A 14,774-nucleotide genomic window follows, 5' to 3' on the forward strand; every position below is an offset into this window, starting at 1 on the left:
CACAAATGGATGTTTTATATAAATGATTATAAATAATTCGGCATGTATCCGAATCGTACAAAAGAACCTTTTCATAAGAATTGGAAGGGCGTATATTCACTCAAATTTCACAGATGATGAGACTTTGAGATTACAAAAAAGGTAAAAAAATCAAATTGTTGAACTGATAGATAAGTGAGAAATTTCCCGCTCAATGGGAAAAAAAACTAAAACTGATCAAATGATCTAAGTGCGCCAAAAGCATTACGAGACAAGCTGTCACATGATATAAATAAAATGTAAACGTTATCAAGGAGGTCGTCATATGAAGAAAAAATCATTCTCAATCGTAATAGCGGGCGGAGGGAGCACATTTACTCCCGGGATTGTTCTGATGCTCTTAGACCATTTGGATGAGTTTCCGATCAGAAAGCTGAAGCTGTATGACAATGATAAGGAAAGACAGGAGCGGATCGCGGGGGCCTGTGACGTTTTTATCAGAGAAAAAGCACCCGAAATTGAATTTACAGCGACGACTGACCCGGAAGAAGCTTTTACAGACGTTGATTTTGTCATGGCACACATCAGGGTAGGGAAATACGCAATGCGTGCGCTTGATGAGCAAATTCCGCTGAAGTACGGAGTTGTGGGCCAGGAGACGTGCGGACCGGGCGGTATCGCATACGGTATGCGTTCAATTGGGGGCGTGCTTGAAATATTAGATTACATGGAAACATACTCGCCAGATGCGTGGATGCTGAATTACTCCAACCCGGCGGCGATTGTGGCGGAAGCAACGAGACGCCTCAGACCGAACTCAAAAATCCTCAACATCTGTGATATGCCGGTCGGTATCGAAGACCGTATGGCGCAAATTCTCGGCCTGTCCTCAAGAAAAGAAATGAAGGTCCGGTATTATGGATTAAATCATTTCGGCTGGTGGACATCCATTCAGGATCAAGAGGGCAATGATTTAATGCCGAAGCTGAAGGAACATGTGTCTCAGTACGGGTATATTCCGAACGCAGAGTCCGAGGCGGTGGAGGCGAGCTGGAATGACACGTTCGCAAAAGCGCGTGACGTGCAGGCCGCCGATCCGGACACATTACCGAATACGTATTTACAATATTATCTGTTCCCGGATGACATGGTGAAAAAATCAAATCCGAACCATACGCGGGCAAACGAAGTCATGGAAGGACGCGAAGCCTTTATTTTCAGCCAATGCGACATGATTGCACGCGAGCAGTCCTCTAAAAACAGCGAAATCAAAATAGACGATCACGCGTCATATATCGTCGATCTTGCCCGCGCCATTGCCTACAATACAGGTGAAAGAATGCTTTTAATTGTTGAAAATAACGGGGCAATCGCAAACTTTGACCCGACAGCAATGGTAGAGGTGCCGTGTATCGTCGGCTCAAACGGGCCTGAACCGATCACAGTCGGAAACATTCCGCAGTTCCAAAAAGGACTGATGGAACAGCAGGTATCAGTTGAGAAATTGACAGTTGAGGCATGGACGGAAAAATCCTTCCAAAAGCTATGGCAGGCGCTCATTCTCTCAAAAACAGTGCCGAACGCCCGTGTGGCAAGGCTTATTCTCGAAGATTTATTGGAGGCCAACAAAGATTTCTGGCCTGAGCTTGATCAAAGCCCGAGCCGTATCTCATAACTGAAAAATCCCCCATTTTCGAAATCTATATTGTATATAATAGAAAGAAAATGGGGGGATCTGATATGCAGCTCGAAGAACTGATTAATCAGCATTACAGTAAATTAAATGACAATGATTTTCATATTTTGAAATATATATTGAATCACAAGAACACGTGCTATCGTCTTGGAATCGATGCCCTTGCGAAAGCATGCAGCGTATCGCGTTCCTCGATTTTGCGTCTTGCCCAAAAGCTCGGTTTCAGCGGCTACAGTGAATTTCGCGTTTTTTTGAAGTGGGAAGATCAGCCGGAAGAAGGCGAGAGTATGAGTTTTCAAAAGCTGTTGGATGATATTGAAGCAAATTTGAAATTTATAAGGACAAAGGACATGACGGACATGTGCCAGCTGATTGATGAAGCGGACCGCATTTTCGTGTACGGGTCCGGAACGGCGCAAAAGATATGCGCCCATGATTTGCAAAGAATGTTTATCCCTCTCAATAAGTATCTGATTTTGATTGAGGGCAGTAATGAATTTGACCAGATGCAGGATGATTTTAAGGTGAATGATCTGTTTATCATCATTTCGCTGTCCGGAGAAACGCCTGAGCTGATTCCGCAGGCAAGGATGCTTTCCGCAAAGGGGGTTCCCTTTATTTCCATTACGAATTTGAAAAACAATGTCCTCGCCCAGCTCACACCGCATAATCTTTATGCGACAAGCAAGCCCGTGACATTGAGTGATAAAAAAGAAATTGTCGCTTTTGCGCCGTTTTTTCTCGTTGGCGAAGCATTGTTCCGCGCATATGTTGATTACAAAGAAGCTGAAAAAAACGACATTGAGTAGCAGGGGGTTTTGGTATGATGCAAAAAGTCCAGCGCTTTGGAAGCGCGATGTTTGTGCCTGTATTATTATTTGCGTTCGCCGGCATTATCGTGGGTGTCAGCACGCTTTTCAAAAACGAAACCCTGATGGGGCCGCTCGCTGATCCTGACGGGTTTTGGTATCAGTGCTGGTATATCATTGAGCAAGGCGGCTGGACGGTGTTTAATCAAATGCCGCTTTTATTCGCCATCGGCATTCCAGTCGCTTTGGCGAAAAAAGCTCAGGCGCGCGCTTGTTTGGAAGCGCTTACGGTTTATTTAACGTTTAATTATTTTGTCAGCTCGATCCTGACAGTCTGGGGAGGCGCCTTTGGCGTCGATATGAATCAAGAGGTCGGCGGAACGAGCGGATTAACGATGATTGCCGGCATTAAAACGCTTGATACCAACATTATCGGGGCAATCTTTATTTCTTCCATTGTCGTATTTTTGCATAACCGCTATTTTGATAAAAAACTGCCTGATTTTCTCGGCATCTTTCAAGGCTCCACGTATATCGTCATGATTTCCTTCTTCATTATGATTCCGGTCGCTCTGGCCGTGTCTTTTATCTGGCCGATGGTCCAAACGGGAATCGGGTCGCTTCAAAGCTTTCTTGTCGCTTCCGGGGCGGTGGGCGTGTGGATTTACACATTTTTGGAACGGATTTTGATTCCGACCGGTCTTCATCATTTTATTTACACGCCGTTCATCTACGGCCCGGCTGTGGCGGAAGGCGGGATCGTCACGTACTGGGCGCAGCACCTTGGTGAATATTCACAAAGCGCCAAACCGCTGAAGGAGCTGTTCCCGCAAGGCGGATTCGCGCTTCACGGCAATTCAAAAATCTTCGGCATTCCGGGGATTGCGCTCGCGTTTTATGTCACAGCCAAAAAGGAAAAGAAAAAACTTGTCGCCGGCCTGCTGATTCCTGTCACACTCACGGCAATCGTCGCCGGCATCACAGAGCCGATTGAGTTTACTTTCTTATTCATCTCTCCTTTCCTATTTGCGGTTCACGCCGTACTCGCCGCGACAATGTCGACGGTCATGTATATGGCCGGTGTTGTCGGAAACATGGGGGGCGGGTTAATTGAGGCGGTTACCCTGAACTGGATTCCGCTCTTTGGCAGCCACGGTATGACGTATGTGTATCAAATTCTGATTGGACTCTCATTTACAGCAATTTATTTTTTCGTCTTCCGATTTCTGATCCTCAAATTCAATATTGCCACACCGGGACGGGAAATTGACGATCAGCAGGAAACAAAGCTGTATTCGAAACAAGAATACAGAGAAAGAAAAAACAAAAAGGACGAAACAGCCTCCGCGGCAGAAACGGCAGATGAAACCGCTGCATTGTACATCGAAGCGTTAGGCGGAAAAGACAACATCACCGAGGTCACAAACTGCGCCACTCGCCTCAGAGTCAGCGTCAAGGATGAAAAAAAGGTCGAACCCGACAGCGTCTTCCGCGCGCTTGGCGCACACGGCGTCGTCAGAAACGGGAAGGCGTTTCAGGTGATTATCGGATTGAGCGTGCCGCAGATGCGGGAGCGTGTGGAAAAACTATTAGATCAATAAAGCAGACCCTCCTTTTTGGGAGGGTTTTCGTTTGCCGTCAAAAAGACCATCATAGTAAAGTAAAGAAAGAGACAATCGAGTATAAGGGATTTGGAGGCTTTTACATGTCAAAGGCTTTATCATATTTGAAACCATACTCACTTCTGGTGGGAATTGCGCTGATTCTCATGCTGACGGAACTCGCGGTTGAACTGGTACAGCCTCTATTGATCGCAAAAATCATCGACGATGGGATTATGAAGCAAGACATGCGGCACGTTTGGATATGGGGTGCGGTCATGATCGGTCTGACCATTTTATCATTTGCGGCGGGTATGCTGAATTCCTTTTACGCTGCCCATGTCAGCCAAAGCTTTTCCTACGATACGAGAAAAGGGCTTTTTCAAAAAATCCAGTCCTTCTCTTATTCAACATTTGGACAGTTTTCGTCCTCATCCTATATGACAAGGCTGACAAACGATGTAACACAGGTGCAAAACCTGATTTTTATGAGTCTGAGGTTTATGCTGCGTGCGCCGCTAATGATTGTGGGCGGCATTGCGCTGTCACTCGCTGTTAATGTGAAGCTCGGCTTTTTTCTTCTTGTGACGATTCCGATCCTGATTTTGTTTTTGCTTTGGGTACTGAAAAAGGGCGGGGCGCTGTTCCGATCTGTGCAGAAACGGCTGGATCAGGTGAATACGATCATGCAGGAGAATTTAACCGCGATCAAGCTGATTAAAGCGCTGCTGCGCGGAAGCCATGAGGTCAAGAGATTTATCAAAGCAAACACGATGCTGATGCAAAAAACGGTCTCGGCATTTCAGCTTGTAGAATTTACGATGCCTGTGCTGATGCTGCTGATGAACCTCTGCATTCTTTTTATTTTATGGGCGGGAGCTCACAGCATCACAAGCGGAGGTTCTCAGGTCGGCGATGTCGTTGCGGTTATTAACTATGCGACACGAATTACGGGTGCGCTTTCTATGTTCCCGTTTTTGATTATGATTTTCACCCGGGCAAAAGCCTCAGGCGACAGAATCGGCGAAGTGCTTGAAACAGAAGGTGACGGGCAGGAGGAAGGATTACTCTCAGCTCGCTTGTCAGGCCGAATTGACTTTCAGGATGTGTCCTTCCGATATCCGGATATGGACAGAGAAGCGCTGCGACATGTCACATTTTCCGCAAAGCCGAAAGAAACGATCGCGATTCTCGGGGCGACGGGATCAGGGAAATCGACGCTTTTTCAGCTCATTCCGCGGCTTTATCAGCCGGATTCGGGCAGCATTTACATAGATGAAAAGCCTATTGATGACTTTCCGGCGGAGGGCCTTCGCAAGCAAATTGGATTTGTGCCCCAGGAAGTGCTCTTGTTCTCAGGCACTGTCAAAGAAAATATTGCTTGGGGCAAAGAAAATGCTTCACTTGATGAAATAATGGAAGCGGCCAAACACGCACAAATCCATGAAACGATCATGAAGCTTCCGAAGGGATATGATACCGTCCTGGGACAAAGAGGCGTCAATTTGTCCGGCGGCCAAAAGCAGCGGATTTCTATTGCAAGGGCGCTGATCAGAAAACCGTCCATCCTTCTTTTGGATGACAGCACAAGCGCGCTTGACCTGCAAACGGAGGCGAAGCTGCTTGAGGCCATCAGCACATATGAGTGCACAACCTTAATCATTACACAAAAAATAACAACGGCCATGAAAGCTGATGAAATCTTGCTGCTCGAGGATGGAGAGCTGATAGAAAAAGGCACACACAGCCAGCTGCTTTCTGACTCACATTTATACAAACGCATTTACGAGTCGCAATTCGGAAGGGAGGGGAGCGAGTCGTGCTGAAAGACATCCGCAAGCCTTTCCAATATCCCAAAATCCCAATCGATAAAAAAGAACGCGCCAAAAAAAGAGCGAAAGCAAAGGATACAAAAGGCACCCTGAGACGAATCTGGTCTTACCTGGCAGAACGAAAAGGGCTGCTCATACTCGTTATGCTGATGGTCGTAATCAGCGCGATATTCGGGCTCCTCGGCCCCTTTGTGATCGGAAAGGCTATCGACCATTTCATCGTCGGCCAGACGGTCCGCGGGCTTATTCCCGTTCTGCTCATTCTGCTTGGCATATATCTCATTCAATCTTTATCACTATGGTTTCAAAACTATTGGATGATCACGATTTCGCAAGGCACTGTCTTTAGAATGCGAAGCGAGCTGTTCACCCATCTGCATGAGCTGCCGATCCCGTTTTTTGATAAACAGCGGCATGGCGAACTGATGAGCCGGGTGACCAATGACATCGAAAATGTCAGCTCCACTTTAAATACGTCTGTGATTCAAATTCTGTCGAGTGTCATCACCTTCGTCGGAACGATTGCCGTCATGCTGTATATGAGTCCGCTGCTGACTGTGATCACGCTGACGATCATTCCGGTAATGGCGGTGAGTCTGAAATGGATTACAAACCGTACGGGAAAACTGTTTAAAGAACAGCAAAAAAATCTTGGCGAGCTGAACGGATATATTGAAGAAAGCATTTCAGGCGCAAAGGTCATCAAAGCGTATTCACGGGAAGACCAGATTACAGCTGAGTTTCTGGAAAAAAACGCAGCACTCAAGACTTCAGGCTTCTGGGCACAGACGATTTCCGGCTTTATCCCGAAAGTGATGAACTCTTTAAACAATTTAAGCTTTACGATCATTGCTGCAATCGGCGGACTGTTTGCGCTGAAAGGCTGGATATCCATCGGCACCATCGTTGTCTTTGCCGAGTACTCAAGACAGTTCACCCGTCCATTAAATGATCTGGCCAATCAGTTTAATACGATGCTGTCCGCTATTGCCGGCGCTGAACGGGTGTTTGACGTACTGGATGAAAAAGAGGAGCGTGAGGATGAAAAGAATGCCCTGCATCAGCCGATACAAACAGGCAGCATTGAATTCCGAAATGTTTCCTTCGGCTACGAGGAAAACAATCAGACACTGAAACACCTCCAATTCACAGTGCCGGCCGGACAGTCAATCGCCTTTGTCGGCCCGACGGGAGCGGGAAAAACCACTGTTACCAATCTGCTTGCCCGTTTTTATGAGCCCAATGAGGGGAGCATTTTAATTGACGGGATTGATATTAAAAAGCTGACAAGGGCCAGCCTGAGAAAAAACATGGGGTTTGTGCTTCAGGATTCGTTCTTGTTCCAAGGCACGATCAGAGAAAATATCCGCTACGGCAGGCTAGATGCCTCCGATCAGGAAGTCGAGGCCGCTGCAAAAACAGCGAATGCCCACAGCTTTATTGAGCGGATGCCAAAAGGATATGATACAGTGCTGACGCAAAACGGCTCGGGCATCAGTCAAGGACAGAAACAATTGATCTCCATAGCAAGAGCCGTACTGGCCGATCCGGTTCTGCTCATCTTGGATGAAGCGACAAGCAACATTGATACCGTTACAGAAGTGAAAATCCAAGAAGCGCTTGCCCGTTTAATGGAGGGGAGAACGAGCGTCATCATTGCCCACAGGCTGAATACCATTCAAAGAGCGGATCAGATTATCGTATTAAAAGACGGCGAAATGATTGAAAAAGGCAGCCATGATGAGCTGATACGCCAAAAAGGATTTTACAGTGACTTATACGAAAGCCAATTTCAGAAATAAAGAAAAAGACCTTTGGCCTGTACAAAGGTCTTTTTTGTTACAGATTTATAGTACTTTTATTTCAATTTCGTAAAATGTAACGAAATTACTTGACGTAAACAAGTTATGTATATATACTAGCTTACATTAAGTAAGTGATAACATTTATCAAGGAGGATAAAAATGAATAAATCATTTGAAATTGGCACATTACTTTTAAGAGTCATCACAGGTATTATCTTTTTTGTTCACGGTTTATCAAAGTTTCAGGCAATGGAGGGCACGATCCAATTTTTCGGCAGCATAGGCCTTCCAAGCTTTATGGCGTATGTCATCGCAGCGATTGAACTCGTTGGCGGAGTGCTCGTCTTTTTCGGATTGGCTACACGTATTGTCGGTGTACTGTTCGCTCTTACGCTGATCGGCGCCATCATCACAGTGAAGCTGAAAGCGCCATTCATGGGCAATGCGGAATTTGATTACCTTCTGCTTTTGACATCCATTCACCTGGCGCTTACTGGAAGCAGATTCCTGGCACTGGACCCATTCGTGTTTAAAGCAAAAAAGAACGGAAACGTATCAGCATAAGAAAAGAGGCATACAGCATGACCAGCATTCATGAGGATACAACCATTGGCTATGTCAAACTCACAATCCGCAGTCTGGAGCGTTCCCTTCAGTTTTACTGCAACGTGATCGGCTTTCAAGTCTTGAATAAGACGGACCGCCAAGCTGAATTAACGGCTGACGGAAAACGCCCCCTGCTTATTCTGGAAGAAAATCCGAGCGCTGTCGTCTTGCCTGAACGCACGGTAACGGGTCTGTATCACTTTGCGATTTTGCTTCCCAACAGAAAGGAACTTGGTATCGCGCTCGCCCGTTTGATTGAAAACGGGATTGCCCTCGGACAGGGAGACCACGCTGTCAGCGAGGCGCTCTATCTCTCTGATCCGGACGGAAACGGAATTGAAATGTACGCTGACCGCCCCCGCAGCACTTGGCAGCGGGATCGTGAAGGAAATTACGTCATGACAACAACTGCTGTCGACATCGAGGGCCTTTTGGAAGAGGCCGGAGAAGAGCGGAAAACAACACTTCCAAACGGTACGGTCATCGGGCACATTCATCTGCATGTCAGTGATCTGAAAGAAGCAAAAGCGTTTTACACAGATGTGCTGGGCTTTGACATTGTCGGAGACTATGCGGGCATGTCTGCTCTCTTCATTTCAGCCGGAGGCTACCACCACCATATCGGCTTAAACATCTGGGCTGGGAAACATGCGCCACCTAAGCCGGCAAATGCGAGCGGGCTCGACTATTACACCGTTATCCTGCCTCATCAGGAGGAACTCAAACGTGTGTCGGACCGAGTCAAAAACGCTGGATATTCGCTTGAAGAAACGGAAAACCATTTTCTTGTGAAAGACCCTGTCTCCGGAGCACATATCAAATTTGTGATTTAACTGTCATCCCTTTGCCGTAAAAAACGGCAGAGGGATTTTTTATTTCTGTCCGCCTTGTTATGATGGGAGAACCAACCTGTTAGGGGACGTTTGAAACCATCTTGTATCGGGCACAATCGCTTTAAATACAGCAAAATGGTGCCTCATTTTACATCCATTATTCGAATAAATAAGTGGAAGCGCCGCATATGACATAAAGTTCATATGCGGTTTTTATTTTCCAGAAACACCTGTAAAAAATAACAGGAGGCAGGTATGATAAGAAAGGAATTGCTTATAGGAGTGATGAGCGTGAAAGCTCTTTTATTTACAAGAATATTCACCTTGATGGTGAGCTGTTCAATGTATCTGTCCCTTGTAAAGGATGATAACTGGTTTGAATATCTATTTATCGCGTTAGGAGCTGCCGTGTATGCAGCCAATCATTTTCTGCTGAAAACAGAGAAGTATGACGTCTGGTTTTGTCTGATTGATCTTACGGTCGGCTTTTCGTTCGGGTTCATGTTTCCCGGCAATGGTTTGTTCATTATTATGCTATGCCCGGTAGCTGTCGCATTTTTTCTGCGCGGGTTCAATAGAAAAATGGCATGGTTTCTGTTATGTCTTTGCTCAATTTTGTTTTCAATTGTCCTCATACGTACATATCTGCTAGCCGGCAATGAATATGTCATGGATCACATCACCAGCATGACATTTGTGGTGTTCTGCGGAGTCGTCGGCAAATTAATCCGCAAACTTCTTGAAGCACAAGAAACGGCAAAACAGCAGTTTCAGGAACTGACAGATTCGCATCGGGCGCTGTCAGCAGCACACCAGGAGCTGCATTTATATGCGAAGCAGGTCGAAGAACTCACTGCCATTCACGAGCGGAACAGAATGGCACGGGATATCCACGATACAGTAGGGCACAAAATGACGGCGCTTCTTGTCCAGCTGCAGCTTCTGCGTGAATGGCAAAAAAGAGACAGCCGAAAAGCAGATGAGACAGTCGGCGTTTGTGAAACGCTCGCCCGTGAAGCACTCGGCGATATCCGCTTATCAGTCCGAACCCTGCAAACGGAGAACGATCCCTCATTCATTGAATCGCTAAAACAACTGACAGAAGACTTTTACAAAAATGCGGGCGTCACATCTGAACTGACGGTCAGCGGCGATCCTGCGCTGGTCCCGCTGTCTCTGCATCCGACTGTGATCAGAACGGTGCAGGAGGCGCTGACCAATGCAAAACGTCACGGCGGCGCCACTGCCTGCTCGATTCAGCTCACGTGTTCACCGGAAACAGTCAGTCTTTTGATTAAAGATGACGGAAAAGGAAATCCTGAGGCCGCGCTGGGATTTGGTCTCTTGAATATGAAAAAGCGGGCGGCCGAACATGGCGGGATGATCCGTTTTGAAAGCGAGCGGGATCAAGGATTTACCGTGATGGCGGAATTTTCTTTGGCCAATAAAAAATGGAGCTTTGGGCCCGCACAGCAAAAGGAGAGTTTATCATGATTAAAATCATCATTACCGACGATCAGGATATCGTCAGAGAAGGGCTGGCGTCTCTGCTTCAGCTCCGGCAAGAGCTCGATGTCATCGCCACGGCGCGAAACGGACAGGAAGCCTTTGAAAAGGCGAAAGAGCTGGAACCGGATATCGTATTGATGGACATCCGCATGCCGGTGTCCACCGGGGTGGAGGGAACAAAATTGATCACCAGCTCGCTGCCGGGCGTAAAGGTGCTGATGCTGACGACCTTTAAAGATTCAGAGCTGATTGCCGAAGCGCTTGAAGAAGGGGCAAGCGGGTACCTGTTAAAGGACATGTCTGCCGATACGATTGTGAAAGCGGTGATGACTGTTCAATCAGGAGGAATGGTGCTCCCGCCGGAACTCACAGCCCAAATGCTGAATGAATGGAAACGGGAAAAACAGCTGAAAGGAACGGAAGAGAAAGAAAAACCGAAGGAACTGCTCGACCTGACCGAGCGTGAAATGGAAGTGCTGACTGAGCTCGGGTACGGACTGAACAATAAAGAAATTGCCGAAAAGCTGTACATTACAGAAGGAACAGTGAAAAATCACGTGTCAAACATTATCAGCAAACTGTCGGTCAGAGACAGAACCCAAGCCGCCATTTATTCCGTCAGACATGGCGTATCTGTCTTTTGATAGATGACGTTTGGCATATGCGTTGCCCTGAAAAGGCCTGTCACAGGCCTTTTTTTTATGCCCGATGTTCTATCCGGCGCCACATGTTTCACCCCTCAATCTCTTCTACAATGGCAATGGGATAAAAAAAGGAGTGAAACAGCGTGCTTCAAGCAGAAAATATCAAAAAGGCATACGGAAAAAAAACAATTGTCAAAGGAATCTCTTTTTCCTTGAAAAAGGGTGAGTCGTTCGGACTGCTCGGACCGAACGGAGCGGGGAAGTCCACAACCATTTCTATGATTTCCGGACTTGTGCCGCTTGACGGAGGGGAGATTACAGTCGGCGGGTATGCTATCGGTAAAGACACGAACAAAGCCAAACAAAAAATCGGCATCGTCCCGCAGGAAATCGCCCTGTACCCGACACTGACGGCTCAAGAAAATCTCGTATTTTGGGGAAAAATGTATGGACTCACGCATGGAGAGGCCAAAAAAAGATCAGCAGAAGTCCTTGAATATGTAGGGCTTACTGAGCGGGCTAAAGATAAAATCGAAACATTCTCCGGCGGAATGAAACGGAGAATTAACATCGGCGCCGCCCTTATGCATAAGCCTGAGCTGCTTATCATGGATGAACCGACCGTCGGCATTGACCCCCAATCGAGAAATCATATTTTAGAAACAGTCAAACAGCTCAACGAAACAGGCATGACTGTGATCTATACGAGTCATTACATGGAAGAGGTCGAGTATTTATGTGACCGGATCGGCATTATTGATCAGGGAGAAATGATTGCGATCGGCACAAAAAACGACTTGTGCAGCCGTCTTGGAGGAGACACGATCATCCAGATGACTGTCAGCGGGGCAGATGAAGGATTTCTTTCTGCTGTCCGCTCGCTTGCCTATGTGAATGATGTAACAGTGAGTGAATCAGAGCTCAAAATTGAGGTTGCTGCGGCGCACCATGAGAAAGTAGTCACCAGCCTGCTCACGGAAGCCGCTGCCCATCAAACGAATCTCCTGTCTCTTCAGGTTCAGGAACCGAATCTGGAACGGCTGTTTCTGAATCTGACAGGCCGCACATTGCGGGATTAGGAGGGAAGGCGATGAAAAAAGCAATATGGATCGCATGGAAAGATGTCAAAATCAGAATCACGGACAAAAAAGGGTTTATGATGCTTATCCTAATGCCGCTGATCTTAACAGCCATATTAGGGGCCGCTCTTGGATCAATCCTTGGCGGAGGCAGCGAGATTGATGAAATCAAAGTCGGCTATGTCCAGTCTGATCAGTCAGGCGCGTCGAAGATGTTTAAAACAGATGTACTTGAAAAAATGAAGATAATCAAGGTCACAGAAGCGAGCAGTAAAAAGGAAATGAAAAAGCTGCTGGCGGAAAAGAAAATTGATGTCGGAATTGCCGTCCCGGCACATTGGGGATCCGGCAAGAAACCGGCCGCTGTTTATGCTGGCACTGATCAGGAATTAAAAAGCTCTATCATAGAAACGGCTGCAGTGTCTTTTATAGATCAATACAAGGCGGTACGAGAAGCGGCATCCGCCTCGATGGAATATGTCACCAAGACGGAAGCTGTAAAACAAGGAAAGCTCAATCCTGCCCTCATTGCAGAAAATCTTGCTAAGACGCTTGAAAAAGAAGCGGGTGCCAGGCTTGCTGTTACGGAGAAATCAGTCGGCACAAAAGAAGTTACCAGTTTTCAATACTATTCGGCGGCAATGCTTTGCATGTTTATGCTGTTTCATATGACGGTCGGCGCGAAATCATTTTTGCTGGAAAAGGAAACAGAAACCCTTGCCAGACTGCTGATGACGCCTGCACAAAAATACGCCATTCTCTTCGGGAAGTGGCTCGGAACCTATTTGTTTGCCATTATACAATTTTTCATTTTTCTTATTGTGACCATCAATATATTTGATGTGTACTGGGGAGACAATCTCTTGTTTGTGTGCGTGCTGGGGCTTTCCTACGCAGCAGCTGTATCCGGCATTTCAATGCTTCTTGCTTCGTGCATCAGCGATATGAAGTCAGCAGATGTTTTGGGGGGTTTTGGCATTCAGGTGCTTGCCGTTCTCGGCGGTTCTATGCTTCCGTTTTATCAATTTCCGGATTTTCTGCAATCTGTTTCAAAGGCGGTACCCAATCGATGGGCGCTCGAGGGCTTTCTTTCCTTAATGGAGGGGGGAGGCTGGGCTGAACTTCAAACACCGGTCCTTCTTTTTGCAGCAATCGGTCTTTGTTCACTGGCTGTTGGCATCAGAAGGCTTCACACAAGATAAGGAGGTAAAACACGGTGAAAAAAATCATAGCCATTTGCGGCGTTGAGCTTTCTCTCATTTTTAAGAAGCCGCAGAACTATTTAATGATGTTCGCTGCCCCGCTGCTGCTGACCTTTGTATTCGGCGGTATGCTCGGCGGAAATGATGATAAGGTGCGGCTTGCGATCGTCGATCAGGATGACACGCTTCTTTCACAGCATTATATCCGGGAACTCAAGCAACATGATGACATGTATACATTTCAAACGATGTCTAAAAGCAAAGCCTCAGAAAAACTGAAACAAAAGAAAATTGCCGGAGTCATCACCCTTTCCCGCACTTTCCAAGAGAAGCTGGAAAAAGGAGAGAAGCCGGAGCTGGTCTTCAGCCACGGTCCAGAGCTGACAGAGGCGCCAGTCGCTAAACAGTATGCCGAAAGCAAGCTGGCAAAGCTCAACATTCAGGTAACCGCGGCAAAAACTGCGGCCGAGGCGGCGGGGGAAAGCTGGAAATCGGCTTATAAAACGGTAATCGCCAAAGATCATGGAGATAGCGCCCCAGCTGTAAAACGGGAATCTCTTAATGATAAAAAAGAAGGCAAGGGCGTAAGTGACACAGCTTCACGAGCTGCAGGCTTTTCCATTCTGTTTGTGATGCTGACAATGATGGGGGCAGCGGGCACGATATTAGAAGCGCGGAAAAATGGCGTCTGGCCGAGACTGCTCACCGCGTCTGTCAGCCGCGCGGAAATCGGAGCGGGGTATGTGCTGTCGTTCTTTGTGATAGGCTGGATCCAATTTGGAATGCTGCTTCTCGCATCCCATTGGCTGTTCGGAATCAGCTGGGGCAATCCGGCTGCACTGATCGTGTTAGTATCCTTTTTTCTGTTTGCAGTCGTGGGCATCGGGCTGATGATTGCTGCCAATGTCAGAACACCAGAGCAGCAGCTTGCTTTCGGCAACTTGTTCGTTATTGCGACGTGTATGGTGAGCGGAATGTATTGGCCGATAGAAATTGAGCCGAAGCTGATGCAGTCCATTGCTGACTTTCTCCCGCAAAAGTGGGCGATGAGCGGACTGACAGACATTATCGCTAACGGGGCAACCATTACGGATATACTCGGCATTTGCGGCATCTTGCTTGCTTTTGCCGCCGTGACCTTCACAGCGGGGCTGAAAGCGCTCCGAACGTAAAAGCATC

The 14,774-nt window shown here is 47.1% G+C and carries 12 protein-coding genes; all 12 read left to right on the forward strand.

The window, feature by feature from the left end; translation table 11 throughout:
* The first annotated feature begins 304 nt into the window (after nucleotides 1-304).
* Nucleotides 305-1,654 carry a maltose-6'-phosphate glucosidase gene (gene glvA, locus P3L57_RS04375; RefSeq protein ID WP_044163674.1) on the forward strand — a complete coding sequence of 450 codons (1,350 nt, stop codon included), beginning with the start codon at nucleotides 305-307 and terminating at the stop codon, nucleotides 1,652-1,654.
* A 65-nt stretch (nucleotides 1,655-1,719) separates the two neighbouring features.
* Nucleotides 1,720-2,484: a MurR/RpiR family transcriptional regulator gene (locus P3L57_RS04380; RefSeq protein ID WP_044163676.1), complete on the forward strand. Its 765-nt coding sequence runs from the start codon at nucleotides 1,720-1,722 to the stop codon at nucleotides 2,482-2,484.
* 14 nt (nucleotides 2,485-2,498) lie between these two features.
* Nucleotides 2,499-4,085, forward strand: a complete 1,587-nt coding sequence (gene malP, locus P3L57_RS04385; protein ID WP_059291626.1) for a PTS maltose transporter subunit IIBC — start codon at nucleotides 2,499-2,501, stop codon at nucleotides 4,083-4,085.
* A gap of 104 nt (nucleotides 4,086-4,189) precedes the next feature.
* Nucleotides 4,190-5,911 (forward strand): ABC transporter ATP-binding protein, encoded by a 1,722-nt coding sequence (locus P3L57_RS04390; protein ID WP_069487595.1) that lies wholly within the window; start codon nucleotides 4,190-4,192, stop codon nucleotides 5,909-5,911.
* The gene (locus tag P3L57_RS04395; RefSeq protein ID WP_069487594.1) at nucleotides 5,905-7,719 is read left to right on the forward strand and encodes an ABC transporter ATP-binding protein; all 1,815 of its coding nucleotides are present in this window, start codon (nucleotides 5,905-5,907) and stop codon (nucleotides 7,717-7,719) included. The genes P3L57_RS04390 and P3L57_RS04395 overlap by 7 nt, the downstream gene beginning before the upstream one ends.
* 162 nt (nucleotides 7,720-7,881) lie before the next feature.
* Nucleotides 7,882-8,286, forward strand: a complete 405-nt coding sequence (gene catD, locus P3L57_RS04400) for a DoxX family oxidoreductase CatD (RefSeq protein ID WP_044163684.1) — start codon at nucleotides 7,882-7,884, stop codon at nucleotides 8,284-8,286.
* Nucleotides 8,287-8,303: 17 nt separating this feature from the next.
* Nucleotides 8,304-9,161 carry a catechol 2,3-dioxygenase gene (gene catE / locus P3L57_RS04405; RefSeq protein ID WP_069487593.1) on the forward strand — a complete coding sequence of 286 codons (858 nt, stop codon included), beginning with the start codon at nucleotides 8,304-8,306 and terminating at the stop codon, nucleotides 9,159-9,161.
* A 291-nt stretch (nucleotides 9,162-9,452) separates the two neighbouring features.
* Nucleotides 9,453-10,655, forward strand: a complete 1,203-nt coding sequence (locus P3L57_RS04410; RefSeq protein WP_083244576.1) for a sensor histidine kinase — start codon at nucleotides 9,453-9,455, stop codon at nucleotides 10,653-10,655.
* A complete protein-coding gene (gene lnrK / locus P3L57_RS04415) occupies nucleotides 10,652-11,314 on the forward strand; it encodes a two-component system response regulator LnrK (protein ID WP_059291621.1) in 663 nt (220 codons plus the stop codon). The genes P3L57_RS04410 and lnrK overlap by 4 nt, the downstream gene beginning before the upstream one ends.
* Before the next feature lie 143 nt (nucleotides 11,315-11,457).
* Nucleotides 11,458-12,393, forward strand: a complete 936-nt coding sequence (locus P3L57_RS04420; protein ID WP_059291620.1) for an ABC transporter ATP-binding protein — start codon at nucleotides 11,458-11,460, stop codon at nucleotides 12,391-12,393.
* Nucleotides 12,394-12,404: 11 nt separating this feature from the next.
* The gene (gene lnrM / locus P3L57_RS04425; RefSeq protein ID WP_059291619.1) at nucleotides 12,405-13,595 is read left to right on the forward strand and encodes a linearmycin resistance permease LnrM; all 1,191 of its coding nucleotides are present in this window, start codon (nucleotides 12,405-12,407) and stop codon (nucleotides 13,593-13,595) included.
* A 14-nt stretch (nucleotides 13,596-13,609) separates the two neighbouring features.
* Nucleotides 13,610-14,767: a linearmycin resistance permease LnrN gene (gene lnrN, locus P3L57_RS04430; protein WP_059353369.1), complete on the forward strand. Its 1,158-nt coding sequence runs from the start codon at nucleotides 13,610-13,612 to the stop codon at nucleotides 14,765-14,767.
* Nucleotides 14,768-14,774: the final 7 nt, after the last annotated feature.

Origin of the sequence: Bacillus sp. B28 (genome assembly GCF_029536185.1) — a bacterium.
In the GTDB taxonomy this organism is placed as follows: Bacteria; Bacillota; Bacilli; order Bacillales; family Bacillaceae; genus Bacillus; species Bacillus halotolerans.